Genomic DNA, 22,447 nt, shown 5'->3' with positions numbered 1-22,447 from the left:
GTCATAAAAGGTTGTATGCGCAACCTTGTTCACCAATGCCGATGCGCCGGCCTATCGATCCATCGAAACCAGCGAGATGCGGTACCGTCCCGTCGTTCGCGCAAACTTGCGTCCGCCCCCGCGCCATCGCCCGACGCAACGCACGATCCCGATCGCCCCCCGCGCCTGTCGCCGCTTGATCACGACGTGCAGGGGTATACGCGATGTTGCGTCCAAAAAAAACTTTGCCTAGAGTGCATCCCATCGATCCGGCGGACAAAGACGTCCCACGATCGTGCGAAGCGCGCGCCCGCTAGCCCGCGCTTCGCCGGCCCGACATCGGGCCACCCATCCGCATTCCCGTTATCCGACAGCGTTGTCGGATGAACGGACCGGCAAAGAAGCCCTTGCCTCGCTCGTCGAGGCAAGGGCTTTTTTTTGCCTTTCGAAAACGCACGTCTTCACCCGAACCAGGAGCACACCATGCGTCATGGCGATATTTCCAGCAGCAACGACGCCGTCGGCGTCGCCGTCGTCCAGTACAAGATGCCGCGCCTGCACACGCGCGCCGACGTGATCGCGAATGCCCGTGAAATCGCGGAGCGCGTGGTCGGCATCAAGCGCGGCCTGCCCGGCATGGACCTCATCGTGTTTCCCGAATACTCGACACACGGGATCATGTACGATGCGAAGGAGATGTACGACACGGCGTCGACGATCCCCGGCGAGGAAACCGACATCTTCGCGGCCGCGTGCCGCAAGGCCAACGTGTGGGGCGTGTTCTCGCTGACCGGCGAGCGTCACGAGGAGCACCCGAACAAGGCGCCGTACAACACGCTCGTGCTGATCAACAACCAGGGCGAGATCGTGCAGAAGTACCGCAAGATCATGCCGTGGGTGCCCGTCGAAGGCTGGTATCCGGGCGACTGCACGTATGTTGCCGAAGGGCCGAAGGGGCTCAAGATCAGCCTGATCATCTGCGACGACGGCAACTATCCGGAGATCTGGCGCGACTGCGTGATGCGCGGCGCCGAGCTCGTCGTGCGCTGCCAGGGCTACATGTACCCGGCGAAGGACCAGCAGGTGCTCGTGTCGAAGGCGATGGCGTTCATGAACAACTGCTATGTCGCGGTCGCGAATGCGTCCGGATTCGACGGCGTGTATTCGTATTTCGGCCACTCGGCGATCGTCGGCTTCGACGGCCGCACGCTCGGCGAATGCGGCGAGGAAGAAAACGGCGTGCAGTATGCGGAGCTGTCGGTGAGCCTGATCCGCGACGCGCGCCGCAACATGCAGTCGCAGAACCACCTGTACAAGCTGCTGCACCGCGGCTACACGGGCAAGATCGGTTCGGGCGAATCGCCGAACGGCGTCGCGCAATGCCCGTTCGAGTTCTACGCGAACTGGGTGAACGACCCGGACGGCACGCGCCAGGCCGTCGAGCGCCTCACGCGCGCGACGCCCGGCACGCCCGAATGCCCGATCGAAGGCATTCCGTCCGAAGCGCCCGCGCACCGCTGAGCCCGCGCCCCACCCGCCGTTCGCGCCGCGTGCGCGAACGGCCCCGTCTCACTCTGGATGGAGCCTTCATCATGCTCGGTGTCGCTCTCTTCTTCATCGGCGCGGTGCTGGTCGTCAACGGCGTCGCGCTCACCGGCCGCATCGAACCGCGCGACGCAGCCGGCCTGAACCTGCTCGTCGGGCTGCTCGCGCTGCTGATCAACCTTGCCGGCCTGGTTCAAGCATCGGCGCCGCCGCAGTATTTCTCGAGCGCGGGCGGGCTGCTGTTCGCGTTCACGTACCTGTATCTCGCCGCCGTCCAGTGGCGCGGGCTGCAAGGCGCGGGCCTCGGCTGGTATTGCCTGTTCGTCGCGATCAGCGCGCTCGTCTATGCGGGCACGTCGCACGACGTGCGTTTCGGCGCGATGTGGCTGCTGTGGTCGAGCCTGTGGTTCCTGTTCTTCGTCGCGCTCGGGCTGAAGCGGCGCGTGCGCTTCCTGCCCGGCTACACGATCGCGATCGGCGTCGGCACCTGCTGGCTGCCCGGCATGCTGATGATGACGGGGAGGTGGTAATGAGCGCACGCGATACGCCGCTGGCCACCGATCCGCTGGCCGGGCACCGCATCGCCGACGCGCCGTTCTACCAGCCGGCCGGCGCCGAGGCCGACTGGTTCGAGACGGCCTGCCGCCATCACCTGCCGGTCCTGCTGAAAGGGCCGACCGGTTGCGGCAAGACCCGTTTCGTCGAGTACATGGCATGGCGCATGGGCCTGCCGCTGATCCAGGTCGCGTGCAACGACGACACGTCGGCGGCCGACCTGACCGGCCGCCACCTGCTCGACGCCGACGGTACCTACTGGGCCGACGGGCCGCTCACGCTCGCCGCGCGGCATGGCGCGATCTGCTATCTCGACGAGATCGTCGAGGCGCGCCCCGACGCGACGGTCGTGATCCATCCGCTGACCGACTCGCGGCGCGTGCTGCCGCTCGACCGGCTCGGCGAGGTCGTGCATGCGCATCCGGATTTTCATCTGGTGATCTCGTACAACCCCGGCTATCACGGCGAACACCGGCGGCTGAAGCCGTCGACCAGGCAGCGTTTCGTCGCGATCGACTTCGGCTACCCGGATGCCGCGCATGAAGCCGACGTCGTCGTGCGCGAAAGCGGCGCCGACCGCGAAACCGCGCGCCGGCTCGTCGATCTCGCGCAGCGCACGCGCGCGTTGGCACAAGCGGGCAACGGGCTCGACGAAGGTGCATCGACGCGCCTGCTCGTGCACGCGGCCCGGCTGATCGTCGCGGGGCTTGCGCCGCTCGATGCGTGCCGGATCGCGATCAGCGACGCGGCGACCGACGACGCCGACACGCGCGCCGCGTTGCAGACGATGGCCGCCGCGCACTTCGCGACATGAGCGCACTGCAACTCGCCCGCTTCCTGCACGGGATGACCGCGCACGAGACCGACGTGCGGCTCGACGATGCGGCGCTGCGCACGACGCTCGGCCATGCCGCGCTGCGTGTGCCGCGCGCGTTGCCGCCCGATGCGCGCATCGCGGCGGCCGCGCACGCGCTGGCACACTGGCTGCATTCCCCGTCGGGCGAACCGGCCGACAAGCTGACGCCGATCGGCATCGCGATCGCCGGGCTGATCGAGGATGCGCGCGTCGAGGTGCTGCTCGCACGCACGTGGCCGGGGCTCGCGACCTTCTGGGCGCCCGCGTTCGCGCCGATCGACCGTGAAGGGCTCACGTTCGGCCGCCTGTGCGCGCGGCTCGCGAAAGCGCTGTTCGATCCGTCGTATCGCGACGGTAATCCATGGGTCGACAAGGGCGTGCAACTGTTCAACGAACACCGCGATGCGCTCGACGATTACCGCGCGTTCCGCACGATCGCATCGCGGCTCGCGAACGATCTCGGCCAGATGCGCGTGCGTTTCGAGCCCGACGACGGCGCATGGCTGCCCTATCGCGACGACAACGCGTGGCTGTGGGCGCAACCGGCCGCCGTAGCGTCCGAACAGACCGGCAACGAAGGCGTCGAGATGTCGGCCTCGACCGGCGGCCACAGCGACGAACCCGACGACGAACCGCCGCCCGCGCCCGATGCACCGCGCTACCCCGAGTGGAATTGCCACACGCAGCGCGAACGCCGCGACTGGACGACGATCGTCGAACGCGCGCCGGCCACGTCGGTGCCACCCGGCTCGCTTGCCGCGCTGATCGATGCCGACCGGCGCACGGCGAAGCGGGTGCCGTCTCCGCGTGCCGCCGAGCCGATGCGACGCGTCGGCCGCCAGCTCGATGGCGATGCGCTCGACGTCGACGCCGTGATCGCCGCACGTATCTCGCGCCGCGCCGGGCACGCGCCCGATCCGCGCGTATTCCGTCGCCGCGTGGCCCACGACGCGCGCGGGCCCGTGCTGATCCTGCTCGACCTGTCGGCGTCGACGGCCGCGCAGGTCGCCACGCTCGAAAAACGCGCGGCGTTCGTGCTCGGCGACCTGTTCGACCGGCAGCGGCGGCGCTGGGCCGTGCACGGCTACACGTCGGACGGCCGGCATCGCGTGTATTACGCGCGCTTCAAGGATTTCGGCGAAGCGTTCGACGCCAGCCGTCGTGCGACGTTGCTTTCGGCCGACGCCGGGATGAGCACGCGCACGGGTGCGGCACTACGCCATGCGCTAACGTTGCTGCGCCGCGAAGCCGCGAGCGCACGGGCCGCCGTGCTGATGATCGGCGACGGCGAAGCCGCCGACATCGACGTGTTCGACCCGCGCTACCTCGTCGAGGATGCGCGCCACGCGGCACGCCAGGGCCGGCAGCGCGGTGTCGCGATCGCCGGTTTGTCGTTCGGCGCGCCGCCCGGGTTGTCTACAATACTTGGCGTCGGCCCGAGCTGCGTCCACGCGGCGAACGGCGACGCCTTGCCGGCCGTCGTCGCGCACGCGGCCGGGCGCCTGACCGCGTGACGGCCCTACCCGGAAGAGACAGGAACGACCGAATGAACAGTGTGAAGGTTGGCGTATTGTTCTCGCAGAGCGGATGCACGTCGCACCTTGGCCAGAGCCAGTTGCGCGGCACGCTGCAGGCAATCGCCGAGATCAACGAGGCTGGCGGCGCGAACGGCTGCGAGATCGTGCCCGTCGTGCGCGATGCGTGCTCGGACCCGGCCGTCTACGCGCGGCTCGCCGAAGAGCTGATCGCCACCGAGCGCGTGAACGTGCTGTTCGGCGCGTACATGTCGAGCAGTCGCAAGGCGCTGATTCCGATCGTCGAGAAGTGGGACAAGCTGCTGTTCTACCCGACGCTCTACGAAGGCTTCGAGTTCTCGCCGAACGTGATCTACACGGGCGCGGCGCCCAACCAGAACAGCGTGCAGCTCGCCGCATTCATGACCGCGCAGTTCGGCGCGCGCGTGTATCTGGTCGGGTCCGACTACATCTATCCGTACGAGTCGAACCGCATCATGATCGATCTCGTCACGCAGCATCCGGAAGGCCAGATCCTCGGCGAGGTGTACATGCCGCTCGTCGCGTCCGAGCAGGATTTTGCGGCGGTGGTCGAGGACATCCGCGCGAAGGCGCCTGATTTCGTGTTCAGTACGCTGGTGGGCGACAGCACGGCCGCGTTCTACCGCGCGTATGCGCAAGCCGGCCTCGATGCGCGCAAGATGCCGATCGCGAGCCTGACGACCTCCGAGATCGAGCTCGGCCAGATGGGCGCGGCCGCGGCCGGCCACTATACGTCGTCGCCCTATTTCCAGACCATCGATTCGGACGTGAACCGGCGCTGCATCGCGCAGCTCAAGGCGCGCTTCGGCGACGACGCGAGCGCGTCCGCACCATGGGAAGCCGCGTATTTCCAGGTTCACCTGTTCGCCAACGCGCTCGCCCGTGCCGGCACCGACCAGCGTGACCGGCTCGTCGAACATCTCGCGGACGCGGAATTCGACGCGCCGCAGGGGCGCGTCAAGATCGACCGGCTCACGCAGCACACATGCCTCTACCCGCGCATCGGCTGCGCGACGGCCGACGGCAACTTCACGATCGTGCGCGAAGCGACGCGACGCGTGCATCCCGACCCGTACCTCGTCACGCATTCGCTCGGCGACCGCGTGCACGCGCCCGACGAACAGAAGGCGTAACCGACGATGCGCGCCCGCACCCCGATCCGCTCGACGCCGCGCCTGCTCGCCGAACTGCGCTCGCTCCGCGTGATGGTGTACTACCCGGACGACGACAACGGCCTGCTGCTCGTCGAGCAGCTGTCGCGCATCGGTTGCCCGACCGAGCAGCGCTGGCCGCCGCCCGCCGCGTTACCGGAGAGCGTCGACCTCGTGATACTCGCGGTCCGGCCCGACCTGCTGCACCTGTCGATCCCGTGGCTGGAAGACGACGCACGTCCGCCGCTCATCGCCGTCACGACCTACGAAAGCCCGACGATCCTCGAACTGATGCTGCGCATCGATGCGCAAAGCGCGGTGACGACGCCGGTGCGCTCGTTCGGCCTGTTGAGCGCGATGGCGCTCGCGTGTCACCAGAGCCGCCGGCACGACGAATACCGGCGCCGCATCGCGCAGCTCGAACAGCGCGTGATGTCCGCGCGCACGCTGCAGGAAGCGAAGACGTTGCTGATGCAGCACAACGCGATCAGCGAGGAAGAGGCCTATCAGCAGATCCGCTCGCAGGCGATGGAACGGCGCATCTCGATCAACCAGCTCGCCGAGCAGATCGTGCACGCGCATGCGCTGCTGAAGCGGTAACGCGGGCGCCATCGCCGCGATTGCCGCGATTGCCGCGCATCAGTCCGGCGGCGGCAATACGACCGTGTCTTCCGGCCCGAGCACGCGGCCGTCCTGCGATCGCAGCTCCAGCTTCCTGACCGGCAGCCCGCTCTTCCGGTCGACGAGCAGCACGTGCGCCTCGTCCGGTTCGAAGAAGAAATCCTCGCCCCACTGCCGCAGCGCGACGAGCAGCGGAAACAGGCCGCGCCCTTTCTCGGTCAGCACGTATTCGTGATGCGCGCCGCCGTCCGCGGCCGGCACGATGTCCATGATCCCGTGCGCGACCAGGTTGCGCAGACGCGCGGCCAGGATGTTCTTGGCCAGTCCGAGGTTCTTCTGGAATTCACCGAAGCGGCGCAACCCGTCGAACGCATCGCGCACGATCAGCAGCGACCACCAGTCGCCGATCGCGTCCAGCGGGCGGGCAACGCCGCAGGGGGAGTCTTCGTGCGTGGTTCGTCTGTTCATCGATGCATGAGCGATGCCGTTCCCCGAATGCGGGTGGAACGGCGGTCGGTTCGGTTGAAATGAATGGTTGCAATATAAAACTCGTTGCACGAAAGATCAATCACACCGGGCCCGACTGTTCACGTTCAACGAACGGAATGGTCGATTCGGGCCTGATTGGCACTTCAACTCCTACGTCCGGCCGATAAATTCCGGCACTGTTCCCTTCCGACGCATCATCACGCCCCCATGGCGCAGTCAATCTACGGTTGGCCGGACATTTTTTCAGTTGCAACTTGAAACCTAATATCCTACGCTTCGATTCGGTTTCAACTTGAAACCAAACTACCCGACTATCCGAAGGAGCGTTCGATGATCCGGCCCGATGCCACGTTCGATGGCACCTTTCCATTCGCCCCGCATTTCGACGACGCATCCGGCTTCCGGATGCATTACGTGGACGAAGGCCCGCACGACGGCGAAACCATCCTGTGCCTGCATGGCGAACCCACGTGGGGCTATCTGTTCCGTCATCTGATTGCGACGCTGAGTCCGACGCACCGCGTCGTCGTCCCCGATCACATGGGCTTTGGCAAAAGCGCGACGCCGCAGGGCCGCAGCTACTGGCTGCAGGACCATATCGACAACCTGGAACGTTTCGTTCTCGCGCGCGGCCTCGATCGCATCACGCTCGTGATGCACGACTTCGGCGGCCCGGTCGGCATGGGGCTTGCCGCGCGGCATCCGGATCGGATCCGGCGCATCGTGTCCGCGAACGGACCGACGCCGTTCGGCCAGCCCGATCTCGTCGAGCGCCTGACCGACAATGGCCGCGATGCGCCGTGGTTCCAGTGGATCATGCGCGCGGCGGCAGACGATACGCTGGAGACGGTGCTCGGCCAGCTCGGCTTCAACATCCTGAGCACGCTGAAGCTGAACGGGTTCGAAAATCACGCGATCATCGACGACACCTGGATCGCCGCATACGGGGCACCGTTCGCACAACCGGCCGACTGTCTCGGCGCGATCGGATGGGCCCGCGGGTTTGCCGCCGGCGCGCACCGGTTCGACGAGCCCGATGCGGCGGCGTTGCGCGCGATACGCGAAAAGCCCGCGCTCGCGATCTGGGGAGACGCCGATCGAACGCTCGGCGCCGAACACTTCCTGCCGCTCTTCACGGCACTGTTTCCGTCCGCGCCCGTCGAGCGGCTGGCGGGCGTGGGGCACTACTGCTTCGAGGATGCACCCGACGCCATCGCGGCGCGCATCGCCGAATTCATCCGAACGACCGGCTGAGTGCGTCCCGCAGCCGGCGCACGACACCCGGCTGCGGAACCCGGCGTGCGCGGCCACCTTCGCCACCGCGCACGCACCGCTTCACGTCAGTGGATGATCCGCGTCACGCCACGCCCACGCGGGTCGGCCATCGCTTCCGGCGTCTTGCCGTCGATCTTGATCACCTGGATGTCGCCGCTGAAATCCTGCCCCTTCAGCGTATAGCCGCGTGCCTCGATCTGCTTCGCGAGTTCGCCTTCGATCGGGTGGTACGGCTCCCAGAAGATCGTGTTCGGCGGCAGCAGCTGGTGATGGAAACGCATCGCGCCGACGGCCTCCTTCAACGGCATCTTGAAGTCGTAGATGTTGTTGATCACCTGGAAGATCGACGTGAAGATGCGCGAGCCGCCCGGCGTGCCGATCACGAGCGACACCTTGCCGTCCTTGGTCATGATCGTCGGCGACATCGACGACAACGGGCGCTTCTTCGGCTCGATCGCGTTCGCGTCGCTGCCGACCACGCCGAACATGTTCGCGACGCCCGGCTTCGCGGAGAAGTCGTCCATCTCGTCGTTCAGCACGATGCCCGTGCCATCGGCGATCACGCCCGAGCCGAAATAGCCGTTGATCGTGTAGGTGTTCGACACCGCGTTGCCCCACTTGTCGACCACCGAGAAGTGCGTCGTTTCAGCCTTCTCCGGCATCGTCGTGCCGAGGCCCGGCTGCACGCTCTTCGTATCCGACGGCTCCTTCGGGTTGACTTCGCCCGCGCGCTTCGCGATATACGCGTCGTCGGTCAACTGCGCGATCGGCACCTTGTAGAAATCGGGGTCGCCGAGATACTGCGCGCGATCGGCGAACACGCGCTTCTCGATTTCCGCGACGAGGTGGATGTACTGCGGCGAGTTGAGCTTCACGCCCTCGAAGTCCTGCTTGAGGTCGGCCTTCATCTTCAGCAGTTGCACGAGGCCGATGCCGCCCGAGCTCGGGGGCGGCGCGGTGATCACGTCATAGCCGTTCCACTTCGCCTGCACCGGCTGGCGCCACACCGCACGGTACTGCGCGAGATCCTCGGTGGTGATCAGCCCGTTGCCGTCACCGGTCTTCATCGATGCGGCGATCAGCTCGGCCGTCTTGCCCTTGTAGAAACCTTCCGCGCCGTCGTTCGCGATGCGCGTCAGCACGTCGGCGAGATCCGGCTGCTTGAAGTTCACGCCGGCCTTCAGCCCGGAGAAATACTTGTCGAAGTTGGTCTTGCCGCCGAACTCCTTCGATGCGTCGACGCCGCGCTGCGCGAGCTGTTCGTCGACGACGAAGCCGTCGCGCGCGTAGTGGATCGCCGGCGCGAGCACCTGCTTCCATTTCAGCTTGCCGAAGCGCTTCTGCGCTTCCCACATGCCCGCGACCGTGCCCGGCACGCCGACCGCGCGCGGGCCGTACAGGCTCATGCCCTTGACGACGTTGCCGTCCTTGTCGAGATACATGTCCTTCGTCGCGGCGAGCGGCGCACGCTCGCGGTAGTCGATGAAGTACGGCTTGCCGTCCTTGTAGATCGTCATGAAGCCGCCGCCGCCGATGTTGCCGGCTTCCGGATACGTGACGGCAAGCGTGAACGCGATTGCGACGGCCGCGTCGATCGCGTTGCCGCCTTCCTTGAAGATCCGCTCCGCGGCATCCGCGCTGTACTTGTCGGCGACCGCAACGGCCGAGCTCGTCAGGACTGCGGGCTGCGGCCCCTTCGCATAGACGGGCGCGTTCGGCAGGAAACCGATGCCGGCCACTGTCGCAAGCACGACAGCGGATGTTTTGAAGCGATTCAGCGTAGTCATTGCATGTCCCCCATGTGGATCTCCTTCAGGCAGGAAAAGCACCTGTTCCGCTCATGACCTCCGGCACGCCGACGGCCATCTCCGGTTTCGTAGTATAGGGGGACAAAAAGGGTCGAACACATGACGGGCAACGAAAGCGCATGCGTGATGTGCGTTCGGTCATGCCGCGGCTTTTCAACATGCATGCGGATCGGTCGAAATTGCACGCAGTGCGCGTCCATCGTGTCCGTCCGCCGTGTCCGTCCGCCGTGCCCATCATCACGCAGCGCACAAAAAAACCGAAAGTTGCGAACTGCGCGGAAGACGATGCGGTACGTGCAAAAAAATCTGCAAACGTCGCTCCCACTGCACGAGCCGATCTGCGAAGATAGCGCCCCGCTTTCGCGCCGCATCATTTTTTCTTGCACGCGCCGCTTCACGTTTCTTCGTCTCGCTTCCTATGGCATCACACAATGCACATCATGCGTCCGGCTTCGCCGCCGGCGTCGCCGCCGCTGTCCTCGTCGCACAAACCGGCGCCACGGGCCCGTGGCATGTGGGCATGTTCGCCGCATTCGCGGCGGGCGTCGCGGGCGGCACCGCGCCCGACTGGCTCGAAGTCGCATGGTGGCGCCGCAAGCGCCGCCTGTGGGTCACGCATCGCACCATCACGCACTGGGGCATCGGCTGGATCGCCCTGCTCGCGCTCGGATGGCACGGGCTCATCCATCAACCGCATCCGCTGTGGGCCGCGCCGCTGTTCGGCTTCGCGTGCGGCGGCGTGATGCACCTGCTCGCCGACTGGCCGAACCCGCTCGGCGTGCCGTGGATCTGGCGGCGTCACTCGCTCAACCTGTGGAACAGCGGGAGTTGCGACCTGATCGTCGTGGCCGCCGCATGGGGCGGCACGCTGTGGCTCGCGCAGTCGTTGTGCTCGCGAGCGCCGTTGCTCGAGCACTGGCTCGGCTGGCTGCATCGCGTTTAGTTGCAATTCGGCGCAATTCGGCACGCTATCGGCGTGCCAGCGCGCATGCAACTTTCCGTTCGTTGAAAGTGCGATGCGGGCCCCCATCTGAAGCTGAATCGCCGACACACCTGCCCGGCACGCACGCTCGACGTCTGGCACACTGACGATTCGATTCGTGCGCGCGCCCTCCGCGCGCTTGCACCCCATTTCAACGCTCCGATGGACGTCACCGCTACCCGCCTTGCCGCCAGTGCGCTCGACGTGTTCCACCCGGCCGTCGCCGCGTGGTTCCGCCGCACGTTCGCCGCACCCACCGGCGCGCAGGCGCTTGCGTGGCCGCACATCAAGGCCGGCCGCTCGACGCTGGTTGCCGCGCCCACCGGCTCCGGCAAGACGCTCACCGCGTTCCTGTGCGCGCTCGACGATCTGGTGCGCGATGCGCTGGCACACGACGGCACGTTGCCCGACGCGACCCTCGTCGTGTACGTGTCGCCGCTGAAGGCGCTGTCGAACGACATCCACGTGAACCTCGATGCGCCGCTGGCGGGCATCGCCGAATCGCTCGCGCAACTCGGCCTGCCGGTGCCGGCGATCCGCACCGCCGTGCGCACCGGCGACACGACGCAGGCCGAGCGCGCCGCGTTGCGCAAGCGCGCGCCGCACATCCTCGTGACGACACCCGAGTCGCTGTACGTGCTGCTGTCGTCCACGTCAGGGCGGCAGATGCTGTCGAACGTGCGCTCGGTCATCGTCGACGAAATCCATGCACTCGCGTCGTCCAAGCGCGGCAGCCATCTCGCGTTGTCGCTCGAACGTCTCGACGCGCTGGCCGGCCGCGCGCTGCCGCGTATCGGGCTGTCGGCGACACAGAAGCCGATCGACGCGGTCGCGCGCTTCCTGGTCGGCGGCCCGGCTGACGCGCCGCGCGACTGCACGATCGTCGACACGGGCCATACGCGCGAGCGCGACCTCGCGCTCGAACTGCCGAACGTGCCGCTCGAACCCGTGATGGCAACCGACGTGTGGGAACAGGTGTACGACCGCATCGCCGAGCTCGCGGCCGCGCATCGCACGACACTCGTGTTCGTCAACACGCGGCGCACTGCCGAGCGCATGGCGCGCCATCTCGCCGACCGGCTCGGCAAGGAAGCGATCGCCGCGCATCACGGCAGTCTCGCGAAAGAGCACCGCTTCGACGCCGAGCAGCGCCTGAAGCGCGGCGAACTGAAGCTGCTCGTCGCCACCGCATCGCTCGAACTCGGTATCGATATCGGCGACGTCGATCTCGTCTGCCAGGTCGGCTCGCCGCGCGGGATTGCGCCGTTCCTGCAGCGCGTCGGCCGCTCCGGGCATCATGTGGGCGGCATACCGAAGGGCCGGCTGTTCCCGCTGTCGCGCGACGAGCTCGTCGAATGCGCGGCGCTGCTCGATTGCGTGCAGCGCGGCGAGCTCGACACGCTGCGCATTCCCGAAGCGCCGCTCGACGTGCTCGCGCAGCAGATCGTCGCCGAAGTGGCATGCACGGAATGGCAGGAAGACGCGCTGTATGCGAGCGTCACGCGCGCGGCGCCGTACGCGCGGCTGACGCGCGAGCGCTTCGACGAAGTGATGAGGATGCTCGCCGAAGGCTTCACGAGCCGCCGCGGCGTGCGCGGCGCGTACCTGCATCGCGACGTGGTTGGCGGCACCGTGCGCGGGCGCCGCAACGCGATGATGACCGCGACCACGTCGGGCGGCACGATCCCCGACATGGCCGACTACGCGGTGCTGCTCGAACCGCAGGGCATCCAGGTCGGCACCGTCAACGAGGATTTCGCGATCGAGAGCCTCGCGGGCGACGTGTTCCAGCTGGGCAACCAGTCATACCGGATCATTCGCGTGGAAACGGGCCGCGTGCGTGTCGAGGACGCTCAAGGCCAGTCGCCGAACATTCCGTTCTGGCTGGGCGAGGCGCCGGGGCGTAGCGACGAGCTGTCGGCCGCGGTCGGCCGGCTGCGCGCACGGCTCGACGGACTGTTCGCCGACGGCGAGCGGCAAGGGCAAGCCGGAGGCGGTAAACGCACTGACGTCGATATCGACGGGAAGACGGCGGCTGGAGTCAAGGCGACGACCCAAGCCAAGACCAAGGGCGGTGCTAAATCGACGCGACGTGTTGAAGCCGAAGCCGAAGCCGAAGCCGAAGCCGAAGCCGAAGCCGAAGCCGAAGCCGAAGCCGAAGCCGAAGCCGAAGCCGAAGCCGAAGCCGAAGCCGCGATCAGTGTACGAAACGACGTCGCCCGTGCCGCCCCTGCCAGCCCGGCCGAAAGCCGCCTCATGCCGGCGTTGCACTGGCTCGTCGACGATCTGCGCCTGTCACCGGACGCCGCGCACCAGATCGCCGACTACCTCGCGCGCACGCGCGCCGCGCTCGGCGCGCTGCCGACGCAGGACACGCTCGTGATGGAGCGTTTCTTCGACGAATCGGGCGGCACGCAGCTCGTGATCCATTCGCCGTTCGGCAGCCGCATCAATCGCGCGTGGGGACTCGCGCTGCGCAAGCGCTTCTGCCGCAGCTTCAACTTCGAACTGCAGGCAGCCGCGACCGACGACGCGATCATCCTGTCGCTGTCGCTCGCGCACAGCTTCGCACTCGACGAAGTGTGGCGCTACCTGCGTTCGGCCAGCGCCGAGCACGTATTGATCCAGGCGCTGCTCGACGCACCGATGTTCGGCGTGCGCTGGCGCTGGAACGCGACGACCGCGCTCGCGCTGCCGCGCTTCACCGGCGGCAAGCGCACCGCGCCGCAACTGCAGCGGATGAAGAGCGAGGACCTGCTCGCGACCGTGTTCCCCGATCAGGTCGCGTGCCTCGAGAACATCGTCGGCGAGCGCGAGATCCCGCATCACCCGCTGGTCGACCAGACGCTCGACGACTGCCTGCACGACGCGATGGACACCGATGGCTGGCTTGCGCTGCTGCGCCGGATCGAAAGCGGTGCGATCGAACTCGTCGCGCGCGACCTGCCCGCACCGTCGCCGCTCGCGGCCGAGATCCTGAACGCGAAACCCTACGCATTCCTCGACGATGCACCGCTCGAGGAGCGCCGTACGCAGGCCGTGCAGTCGCGCCGCTGGAGCGATCCCGAATCGGCCGACGATCTCGGCGCGCTCGACACCGACGCGATCAATGCGGTACGCGACGAAGCATGGCCGCTCGTGCGCGACGCCGACGAAATGCACGACGCGCTGCTCACGCTCGCGTGTATCGCCGACAGCGAAGCACGCGTACAGGAAGGCTGGCCCGACCGGCTCGCGGAACTCGGCGAACGCCGCCGCGCCACGAAACTCGTCGCGCCGGGCGGCGCCGCACTGTGGGTGCCGGTCGAACGGCTCGTGTGCCTGCGTGCGCTGCATCCCGACGCGCGCATCGCACCAGCACTCAAGGTACCGGCCGCCTGCGCGCAGCCGTGGGAAGCGGATGCCGCGCTCGTCGACGTGATCCGCGCGCGGCTCACCGGCTTCGGCCCGCTTGCCCTCGACGCGATCGCGGCGCCGCTCGGCCTGCCGCCTGCGTCGATCGCGACCGCACTCGCGGCGCTGGAGCGCGAAGGCTATGTGATGCGCGGCCGCTTCACGCCGGGTACGACGACGGACGAATGGTGCGAACGCCATCTGCTTGCGCGCATTCATCGCTACACGGTGAAGCGGCTGCGTCGCGAGATCGAGCCGGTCGAGCGCGCCGATTTCATGCGCTTCCTGTTCCACTGGCAGCACCTGACGCCCGACACGCGCGGCACCGGCCGCGACGCACTCGCGGCCGTGGTCGAACAGCTCGAAGGCTACGAGGCCGCGGCAAGCGCATGGGAAGATGCGCTGCTGCCCGCACGGCTCACCGACTACACGGCGGGCGGGCTCGACGAGCTGTGCCGCTCCGGCAAGCTCGTGTGGACGCGCATCGGCGCGCCAGCGCGCGCGGCCGGCACGCCCGTGAAGACGACACCGATCGTACTGCTGCCGCGCCGCCACCTTTCCGCATGGCAGGCACTGCGCGCCCCCGATGCGCAACCGGCGCTTTCCGCGCGGGCCGCCCAGGTGCGCGACGCCCTCGCCGCGCACGGCGCGATGTTCTTCGACGCGCTGCTCGACGAGCTGCACATGCTGCCGGTCGAACTCGAACAGGCGCTCGGCGAACTCGTGTCCGCCGGACTCGTGAATGCGGACAGCTACGCGGGCTTGCGCGCGCTGCTCAAACCGGTCGTCAAGCGCAGCGCGACCTATGCGCCGCGCACGCGGCGCGGCGGCGCACTGATCGGCGGAATGGACGACGCGGGTCGCTGGGCACTCGTGCAACGCCACGCGCCGCCGGACGAGGCGCCGGCACCGAAACGCGGCCTGGCCGCGACCGACCCTGACGCGCTCGAACACATCGCGTGGACGCTGCTGCGCCGCTACGGCGTCGTGTTCTGGCGGCTGCTCGAACGCGAAGCCGACTGGCTGCCGAGCTGGCGCGAACTCGTGCGCGTGCTGCAGCGCCTCGAAGCACGCGGCGAAATTCGCGGCGGACGCTTCGTCGCAGGGATCGCGGGCGAACAGTTCGCGTTGCCCGAAGCGATCCCGATCCTGCGCGAACTACGGCGACAACCGGGCGACGGACAGTACGTGTGCGTGACGGGCGCCGATCCGTTGAATCTTGCCGGCACGCTGTTGCCCGGCGACAAGGTGCCGGCGCTGGCCGGCAATCGCGTGCTGTTCCGTGACGGCGTGCCCGTCGCATCGCTGGTTTCGGGGGCATTCCACTACGCACCCGAACTGTCGCCCGCCGCGCGCGAGGATGCCCGCCTGCGGCTCGCACGCCACCACTGACATCGGCTGACACGCCGCACCGCACCGACTACTGATCGCCGGGCCGCGTGGCCGCCGGCGTTCGGGTAGCATCGAACGATTTTCCGCGCGGACGCTCGCGCTCGAACACGACAAGACTTCCGGAGACTGCTGTCGATGCCCTCGCATGCCGACTCGCCCGCCGCTCATCACGCGGGCTCACTGACGATTTTCCAGGGCGCCGCGCTCTATATCGGCGCGGTGCTCGGCACCGGCGTGATCGCGCTGCCCGCGCTGGCCGCCGAAGTCGCGGGCCCGGCCTCGCTGCTCGCATGGGCCGCGCTCGTCGTGCTGTCCGGGCCGCTCGCGGCCACCTTCGCCGCACTCGGCGCACGCTATCCCGACGCAGGCGGTGTCTCGACCTACGCCCGGCGCGCATTCGGGCCGAAAGCCGCGGCGATCGTCGGCTGGTGCTTCTACTTCGCGGTACCGGCCGGCGCACCGGCCGCCGCGATGTTCGGCGGCGCCTACGTCGCGGCCGTCATTGGCGGCGGGCACACGACCGTCGTCGTCACGGCTGCCGCACTGATCGCGATCGTGTCGGCCGCGAATGCATTCGGCGTCACCGTATCGGGCCGCATGCAGCTCGTGTTGTCGGCGCTGCTGGTCACCTTGCTGCTCGCCGCGGTACTCGCCTCCGCGCCGCATGCGCGCACCGCGAACCTGCATCCGTTCGCCCCGCACGGCTGGCTCGCGGTCGGCCAGGCCGCCGCGCTGCTCGTGTGGAGTTTCGCCGGCTGGGAAGCGATCACGCATCTCGCAGCCGAATTCCGCCGGCCCGCGCACGACATGCCGCGCTCGGCCGGGATCGCGGTCGTGGTGGTCGGGTTCCTGTATCTGTCGGTCGCGGCCGCAAGCGTGATGGTGCTCGGGCCGTCCGCGGGCGCATCGGGTGCGCCGCTCGCCGAACTGATCGCGGGCGGCATCGGCGGTCATGCGCAGGTGCTGGCCGCCGTGGCCGCACTGCTGCTCACGCTCGGCACGATGAACGCGTATTTCGCGGGTGCGGCCAAGCTCGGCGCGGCGCTCGGGCGCGACGGCGCGTTGCCCGCGTGGCTCGCGCATGGCAGCCAGGTCGGCGGCGTCCCGCGCCACAGCCTCGGCGTGATCGCCGTGCTCGCAACCGTCGCACTGGCTGCGACGACGCTGTCGGACGTCGGGCCGAAGCCACTCGTGCTCGTTACGTCCGGATGCTTCGTGATGGTGTATGGACTCGGCGCGGCCGCCGCACTGAGACTGCTGCCGCGCGGCGGCATCGCTTACCGTTGTGCATGGATTTCGCTGGTCGCGGTCGCCGGGCTGTTCCTGACGACCGGCTGGTACATCCTGTGCCCGCTGCTGCTCGCGGGCGGCGCGCTGCTCTATCTGCGCGTGGCCGGGCCGCGTCAGTAACCCGGCAGGTGCGCGCGGGCCGACATTCGCCCGCTTGCGGCGACGCGCCCGCGCATCATCGCCGTACCGCGGGCCGGATTGCCGACCGTTCCGCCGCGCGCATCACGCGTCGCGGCGCGGACTCGGCCTTACGCCGTTTCTTCACACCCGTCAGGCGGGCACCAGCTCGAAGCTGAGCCGTTTGCCGAGCGCGGCGGCCGCGCTCGCGAGCGTCGCCAGCGTGAGGCTCGTGTCGGTTTCGTCGAGCAGACGGTTGAGCGCGGCGCGGCTGGTTTTCATCCGTGCGGCCATCGCGGTTTTCGTGATGTGCTGCGCCTTCATTTCCTGCCCGATCTGCCACGCGATCACGCGCTTGATTGCGGTGGCGGTGGCCGCTTCGAGATTGCCGTCCTCCTCGAGGAAGGTATCGAAATCGCTGCCGATATGCGGGTTGTTCGTGGTCGTCATGGGGTACTCCAGTGCATGGCGTTTCCGGCTGCTTGCCCGTCAGAGATGGCGCGCGTCAGCGCTTTCAGGCGCGCGACCGTGACATCGAGATCGTCCGACGGCGTGGCCCGCGACTGCTTGAAGAAACCATGCAGCAGGACCATCGTTTCGCCGACGACCGTAAACAGCACGCGGGCGCTCCGCCCCGGCAGCATCACGCGGATCTCCCATAGATCCCGCGCCATCTTCCGGACCAGCGGCATGCCGAGCGGCCAGCCGAGTTGCACGGTCTTGATCTCTTCGCCGATCGCCCTTCGCTCCGCTTGCCCGAGCGCCTTCAGCCATTCGCGCACCGGCTCGTTGCCACGGGCCGTCTGGAAGAACCGCACGCCGAGCGTGACCTGGATCTGCTGTCTCGTCATCGTCTTGACACCCATCGTACCAAAATCGGTACGATATGCCAAGCACCACGAGGCCGGCTACTGACCAGATGGCCAATCCGGCAGCCGGGAACAGGGTTGGGCCACGCTCGCCGCGCGGCCCGAGGGATCAATTGTCGCGACGAGCCGGCTTGCGCGCCGCGCGTGACGTCCCGCGTGCGCGCGTCTCGCCGAACCGCGACCGCGCGATGTCGCGCACGGCATCGATCAGCGTCCGCGCGACCGGCGACGGCTGCGCATCGGTACGCAGCACCAGCCCGACCGGCTCGTCGGTGCCGGCCGACGGCAGCGGCAGGCGTGCCAGCGCCCCGGCCGACAGGTCATATTCGGCCGCATAGAGCGGCACGAACCAGACCGCGTCGTTCTCGAGTGCGAGCGCGCGCGCGACCGATACCGACAACACCTCGATGAACGAATCCAGCGGCGGCGTACCGCAAGCGCCAAGCAATTGCTCGGCCGACTGGCGAATCAGCGTGCCGAACGGCGGCAGCACGACCGGATAGCGCGCAAGCTCGGCCGCCGGCGCCGCGCTCGACAGCAGCGGATGTCCGGCGCGCACGACGGCAACGAGCGGTTCGTTGTACAACTGCTCGAACGCGAGCCCGATCATCCGCTCCGGCTCCGACAGCCGCCCGATCGCGCACTCGATCGCGCCGGATTTCAGGCGCTCGAGCAGTTCGGCGTTCGCGGCCGTCGCGATCCGCACCACGACGCGTGGCCAGCGCTCGGCGAGCGCTTTCATCAATGCGGGCGCGAGCGACGCCGCGACGGTCGGCAGCATGCCGATTTCCAGCGTCGCCGCGGCAGCCCCACCCTCGCGCGCGAGCAGCCCGACGCCCTGCCGCAGCGCCAGCACGCACGCGTTCGCGTGCGGCATGAACAGCTGCGCGTCGCGGGTCGGCTGCGCACCCTGCCGGCCGCGCTCGAACAGCTTCACACCGAGGATCGCCTCCAGCTCGGCGATCGTCTTCGAGACGGCCGGCTGCGTGATCGACAGGCTTTCGGCCGCCTTCTGCACGCCGCCCAGCTGCGCGACCGCGAGAAAGCACTGCAGGTGCCGGAACTTGACGCGGCCGTCTGCGATACGGTTATTCATAACGGGTGGTTATGCGATTGACGATGAAATACCATTTTGCATAACTTTCCGGATAGCCCCAAGTACTCGACGATGTGTCACGCGTTGCGCCGCAGCGCCTGGAAGCCGGCCGGCTCCCACATCCGCTTCGCGATCAGCAAGCTGGTGCCGTGCTTCTGCGCGAGCGGCGCGGACGACGATTCCGCATGCAGCGCTGCCGCCTTGCTGCGCAGCCGGCGCAACTCCAGTTCGAGCTCCGCGGAAGCCGCCTCGGTCAGCATCCCCTGCGAGAACGTCATCGTCTCGCCTTCCCCGTCGAAGCGGCTGTCGAGGAAATCGCCGAGCGCGTGCGCATGGAAGTAACGGCGGATCGGCCCGCCCGGCAGCCAGTCGAAATCGCGCGCGACGCGCACGCGAATCCGGTCGCCCGGCAACAGCGCGACGACGTTCATCCGGTCGAGCATCAGCAGGTATTTCACGCACTCGGCCTTCGTCACCTGATAGGCCGACACGATGTCCTGCACGGTCCAGTAGTTGATCGCGCAGACGGCAACGAGCAGCAGCTTGTCGTCCGACACGAGCAGCGCCTCCTGCTGCTCGGTCAGTACGCGCAGCCTCGGCGCCGACGCGGACGCCTCCTGCACGAGCTCGGCCAGCGTATAGCCGAGCAGCTGAGATATCTCCACGACGCGCTCCAGCGTGAAGCGGCCGCTGGCAAACAGCCGCTTCACGCTGGTCTCGGAAACATCGAGCGCACGCGCGACGTCGCGGTAGGTCATGCCCTGCGCCTTCAACTGGCGCTTCAGCATTTCGATGAGTTGGGCGGTTTCGGTCATTTTGGTATCGAAAAATGATGCTCAAGGTCAGATATTAGGCTACCTGCGCACGCAGATGAACACTTTTGGATACTTGTCTGCATAATCCGCTCCGTGCTGTCACTGAACGACGGAGCCGAAATGACCACCCGAACCGAAACCGCTGCCTACGAATCGCATCACACCGCCCCGCGCGATGCCCGCGACACGGATCGCACGATGCCGCTCGCCACGGTCCGCACGCTGGCCGCCAGCGCGCACGTCGGAGATCTCGTGTTCATCCGCGTGCCGGGCCATGCGCCACGCGACACGGCCGGCACGACGGGCTCGACGGGTGCGTGGGCCAATCGCTTCGGCATCGTCGTCGACACATCGGGCGACGAGCCCGTGATCGCCGAATCCGCGTTTGCGTGGACGAAGCTCACCCCGCTGTCGCGCTTCGTCGCCCGTACCGACGGCGGGCGCATCGCACTGGCCCGTCGCGTCGCGGCACCGACCGCCGATGCGCAGCGCCAGATTCATTCAACGGCAGAACGGCGGATCGACGCGCTGCTCGGCAACCGCTTCACCCTGCGGACGCGGCGCGGCTTCTGCGCGGACTACGTGAGCGACGTGCTCGGTGCCGACCGGGACGCGACGCCGGCCGCACTGCTGCGCAGCGGCACGCTGTCACTCGAATTCGACGGAATCGTGTTCGATCCCGACCGTCAGGCATAACAGGCGCGCTCAGGGAGACCGGATAACAACAAGAACGACAACACAAAAAAGCAGCGACGGGCTGGCTGGAGGGCCGTGCACGGGGTCGTCACCGACGACGCGAAGCCCGATCGCTTTTTCCGCCGGACAGGCATCCTGTCCGGCGGAATTTTCATTGGCGCTCCAAACATAACGACTGGTTATACGATTCGCGAAAAAAGGTCATTTTGCATAACTTTCCGGATTGGCTAAAGTCGTGCCATCCCTTCGCGAAATACCTATCAGGAGACGCCCGATGGATTCCCCCACGATCCTCACGCCACGCGACTGGCCGTCGCATCCGGCCTATGTCCACCCCGAGTACCGCTCGTCCGTGAAGCGCGGCCCGACCCGCCCGCTGATCCCGCTGAAGGAGAAGTTCCGCGACCAGTACGCGCCCGTCTACGGCGCCGAAGATCTCGGCGCGCTCGACCATGACCTGACGAAGAACGCCGTGAAGAACGGCGAGCCGCTCGGCGAGCGCATGATCGTCACGGGCCGCGTGCTCGACGAAGGCGGCAAGCCCGTGCGCAACACGCTCGTCGAGGTGTGGCAGGCGAACGCGGCCGGCCGCTACGTACACAAGGTCGACCAGCACGACGCGCCGCTCGACCCGAACTTCCTCGGCGCAGGCCGCTGCCTGACCGACGACGAAGGCCGCTACCGCTTCCTGACGATCAAGCCCGGCGCGTATCCGTGGGGCAACCATCCGAACGCGTGGCGCCCGAATCACATCCATTTCTCGCTGTTCGGCGATTACTTCGGCTCGCGTCTCGTCACGCAGATGTACTTCCCCGGCGACCCGCTGCTCGCGTACGACCCGATCTTCCAGGGCACGCCCGAGGCCGCGCGCGATCGCCTGATCTCGCGCTTCTCGATGGACATTACCGAAGAAGGCTATGCGCTCGGCTACGAATTCGATATCGTGCTGCGCGGCCGCGACGCTACCCCGATGGAGCGCTGAACCATGACGACGCTGAAGCAAACCCCTTCGCAGACGGTCGGCCCGTACTTCGCGTACGGCCTGTGCCCGCAGCAATACGACTACGATCTGAAAAGCCTGTTCACGCCGACGATCGCCGCGGCTCACGCCGAAGGCGAGCACGTGCTGCTGGTCGGCCAGGTGTTCGACGGCGATGGCAACGTCGTCGGCGACGCGGTGCTCGAATTCACGCAGGTGGACGGCGCGGGCCGCTACCCCGCGTCGCGCGACGACATCGCGAAATCCGGCTTCACGGGCTTCGCGCGAGTCGGCACCGGCACCGATGCGCAGCAGCGCTTCGTCGTCGAGACGGTGAAGCCGGGCCGCCTCGCCGCGGACGAAGCGCCGCACATCAACGTGACCGTGATGATGCGCGGGATCCTCACCCATGCGTTCACGCGCGTGTACTTCGACGACGAAGCCGCCGCGAACGCGGCCGACCCCGTGCTGAACGCGGTGCCGGCCGAGCGCCGCGCGACGCTCGTCGCGAAACGCGACGCGCAGCCGGGCCGCCCGGTCGTCTACCGCTTCGACATCCGCATGCAGGGGCCGGACGAAACCGTGTTCTTCGACGTGTGACGCGCGTGCCGGCGCACGCCGGCTTCGCCCGCTACCGTACCGCCGCGTGGCGCGATACCAACAGGCATCGCGCCACGCGGCGTTTTTCATGCTTCGGCGCACCATTCGATGCTGCGGCGCATCCCGCCAGGTTTCGAGCACCAGCGCCCATAGCCAGCGGCTTCCGCTCCGCCATCGAACGCACGATTGGAACGCGTGCTGCTGCAACCGCACATGAGTCGTGAGCCGCGCGGGATTTCGTTTGCGCGTTATGCGGCGTATTCTTCGCTATCCACAACGTCTCAACGAGATTGAATCGGAATAGGCAACAATTACGCATGTAATGCGCGACACCACCCGGCAGGCTGTGCGCGCATTCTTTCTGACCGAGTGCCTTTAAACGC

General features: G+C 67.6%; 19 protein-coding genes. 13 read left to right on the top strand and 6 right to left on the bottom strand.

The annotated features are described in order from the left end of the window. Positions 1 to 462: 462 nt before the first annotated feature. From LGN19_RS02025 to LGN19_RS02000, 6 genes are all read left to right on the top strand, one after another. On the top strand, positions 463 to 1,500 hold the full coding sequence (locus LGN19_RS02025; protein WP_043183421.1) for an aliphatic amidase: 1,038 nt from the start codon (positions 463 to 465) through the stop codon (positions 1,498 to 1,500). 71 nt (positions 1,501 to 1,571) lie between these two features. Further along, positions 1,572 to 2,054 carry an AmiS/UreI family transporter gene (locus LGN19_RS02020; protein WP_112750634.1) on the top strand — a complete coding sequence of 161 codons (483 nt, stop codon included), beginning with the start codon at positions 1,572 to 1,574 and terminating at the stop codon, positions 2,052 to 2,054. Next, positions 2,054 to 2,893, top strand: coding sequence for a CbbQ/NirQ/NorQ/GpvN family protein (locus LGN19_RS02015; protein ID WP_264172885.1), 840 nt, complete (start codon positions 2,054 to 2,056; stop codon positions 2,891 to 2,893). Before LGN19_RS02020 ends, LGN19_RS02015 begins: the two co-directional genes overlap by 1 nt. Further along, positions 2,890 to 4,449 (top strand): nitric oxide reductase activation protein NorD, encoded by a 1,560-nt coding sequence (locus tag LGN19_RS02010; RefSeq protein WP_226213003.1) that lies wholly within the window; start codon positions 2,890 to 2,892, stop codon positions 4,447 to 4,449. Before LGN19_RS02015 ends, LGN19_RS02010 begins: the two co-directional genes overlap by 4 nt. 32 nt (positions 4,450 to 4,481) lie before the next feature. After that, positions 4,482 to 5,624, top strand: coding sequence for a transporter substrate-binding domain-containing protein (locus LGN19_RS02005; RefSeq protein WP_174932346.1), 1,143 nt, complete (start codon positions 4,482 to 4,484; stop codon positions 5,622 to 5,624). 6 nt (positions 5,625 to 5,630) lie between these two features. After that, complete coding sequence (locus tag LGN19_RS02000; protein ID WP_011355447.1) at positions 5,631 to 6,242, top strand: ANTAR domain-containing response regulator; 612 nt, start codon at positions 5,631 to 5,633, stop codon at positions 6,240 to 6,242. A gap of 39 nt (positions 6,243 to 6,281) precedes the next feature. On the opposite strand, the gene LGN19_RS01995 is transcribed toward LGN19_RS02000, so the two are convergent. After that, on the bottom strand, positions 6,282 to 6,731 hold the full coding sequence (locus tag LGN19_RS01995; RefSeq protein WP_069251376.1) for a winged helix-turn-helix transcriptional regulator: 450 nt from the start codon (positions 6,729 to 6,731) through the stop codon (positions 6,282 to 6,284). 351 nt (positions 6,732 to 7,082) lie between these two features. Between LGN19_RS01995 and LGN19_RS01990 the strand changes: the two genes are divergently transcribed. After that, entirely contained in the window at positions 7,083 to 8,006 is a 924-nt protein-coding gene (locus LGN19_RS01990; RefSeq protein WP_226213002.1) for an alpha/beta fold hydrolase, read from the top strand. A gap of 86 nt (positions 8,007 to 8,092) precedes the next feature. On the opposite strand, the gene ggt is transcribed toward LGN19_RS01990, so the two are convergent. Then, on the bottom strand, positions 8,093 to 9,814 hold the full coding sequence (gene ggt, locus LGN19_RS01985) for a gamma-glutamyltransferase (protein ID WP_043183407.1): 1,722 nt from the start codon (positions 9,812 to 9,814) through the stop codon (positions 8,093 to 8,095). 439 nt (positions 9,815 to 10,253) lie between these two features. On the opposite strand from ggt, the gene LGN19_RS01980 reads away from it, so the two are divergent. The 3 genes from LGN19_RS01980 (at position 10,254) to LGN19_RS01970 (ending at position 17,012) form a co-directional block, all read left to right on the top strand. Further along, the gene (locus LGN19_RS01980) at positions 10,254 to 10,778 is read left to right on the top strand and encodes a metal-dependent hydrolase (protein WP_122949475.1); all 525 of its coding nucleotides are present in this window, start codon (positions 10,254 to 10,256) and stop codon (positions 10,776 to 10,778) included. Between the two features lie 201 nt (positions 10,779 to 10,979). Next, on the top strand, positions 10,980 to 15,602 hold the full coding sequence (locus LGN19_RS01975) for a DEAD/DEAH box helicase (protein ID WP_226213001.1): 4,623 nt from the start codon (positions 10,980 to 10,982) through the stop codon (positions 15,600 to 15,602). 135 nt (positions 15,603 to 15,737) lie between these two features. Beyond that, a complete protein-coding gene (locus LGN19_RS01970) occupies positions 15,738 to 17,012 on the top strand; it encodes an APC family permease (RefSeq protein ID WP_174956462.1) in 1,275 nt (424 codons plus the stop codon). Positions 17,013 to 17,162: 150 nt separating this feature from the next. On the opposite strand, the gene LGN19_RS01965 is transcribed toward LGN19_RS01970, so the two are convergent. The 4 genes from LGN19_RS01965 to LGN19_RS01950 all read right to left on the bottom strand — a co-directional run bounded on the left by LGN19_RS01965 (position 17,163) and on the right by LGN19_RS01950 (position 19,789). Then, complete coding sequence (locus LGN19_RS01965) at positions 17,163 to 17,459, bottom strand: XRE family transcriptional regulator (RefSeq protein ID WP_011355454.1); 297 nt, start codon at positions 17,457 to 17,459, stop codon at positions 17,163 to 17,165. Beyond that, the gene (locus tag LGN19_RS01960; RefSeq protein WP_226213507.1) at positions 17,456 to 17,860 is read right to left on the bottom strand and encodes a type II toxin-antitoxin system RelE/ParE family toxin; all 405 of its coding nucleotides are present in this window, start codon (positions 17,858 to 17,860) and stop codon (positions 17,456 to 17,458) included. Before LGN19_RS01960 ends, LGN19_RS01965 begins: the two co-directional genes overlap by 4 nt. A gap of 127 nt (positions 17,861 to 17,987) precedes the next feature. Continuing rightward, the gene (gene pcaQ / locus LGN19_RS01955; protein ID WP_226213000.1) at positions 17,988 to 18,974 is read right to left on the bottom strand and encodes a pca operon transcription factor PcaQ; all 987 of its coding nucleotides are present in this window, start codon (positions 18,972 to 18,974) and stop codon (positions 17,988 to 17,990) included. A 77-nt stretch (positions 18,975 to 19,051) separates the two neighbouring features. Then, positions 19,052 to 19,789: a helix-turn-helix domain-containing protein gene (locus tag LGN19_RS01950; RefSeq protein WP_226212999.1), complete on the bottom strand. Its 738-nt coding sequence runs from the start codon at positions 19,787 to 19,789 to the stop codon at positions 19,052 to 19,054. Positions 19,790 to 19,909: 120 nt separating this feature from the next. Between LGN19_RS01950 and LGN19_RS01945 the strand changes: the two genes are divergently transcribed. The 3 genes from LGN19_RS01945 (at position 19,910) to pcaG (ending at position 22,064) form a co-directional block, all read left to right on the top strand. Next, a complete protein-coding gene (locus tag LGN19_RS01945) occupies positions 19,910 to 20,485 on the top strand; it encodes a YiiX/YebB-like N1pC/P60 family cysteine hydrolase (protein WP_226212998.1) in 576 nt (191 codons plus the stop codon). Between the two features lie 274 nt (positions 20,486 to 20,759). After that, complete coding sequence (pcaH, locus tag LGN19_RS01940; protein ID WP_226212997.1) at positions 20,760 to 21,467, top strand: protocatechuate 3,4-dioxygenase subunit beta; 708 nt, start codon at positions 20,760 to 20,762, stop codon at positions 21,465 to 21,467. 3 nt (positions 21,468 to 21,470) lie between these two features. Next, on the top strand, positions 21,471 to 22,064 hold the full coding sequence (gene pcaG, locus LGN19_RS01935; protein ID WP_011355460.1) for a protocatechuate 3,4-dioxygenase subunit alpha: 594 nt from the start codon (positions 21,471 to 21,473) through the stop codon (positions 22,062 to 22,064). The last annotated feature ends 383 nt before the right edge of the window (positions 22,065 to 22,447 follow it).

This window comes from Burkholderia sp. AU30198 (assembly GCF_020419825.1).
Taxonomy (GTDB): domain Bacteria; phylum Pseudomonadota; class Gammaproteobacteria; order Burkholderiales; family Burkholderiaceae; genus Burkholderia.
Note: the sequence above shows the minus strand (reverse complement) of the source record. Positions and strands in the feature narration are given on the sequence as shown.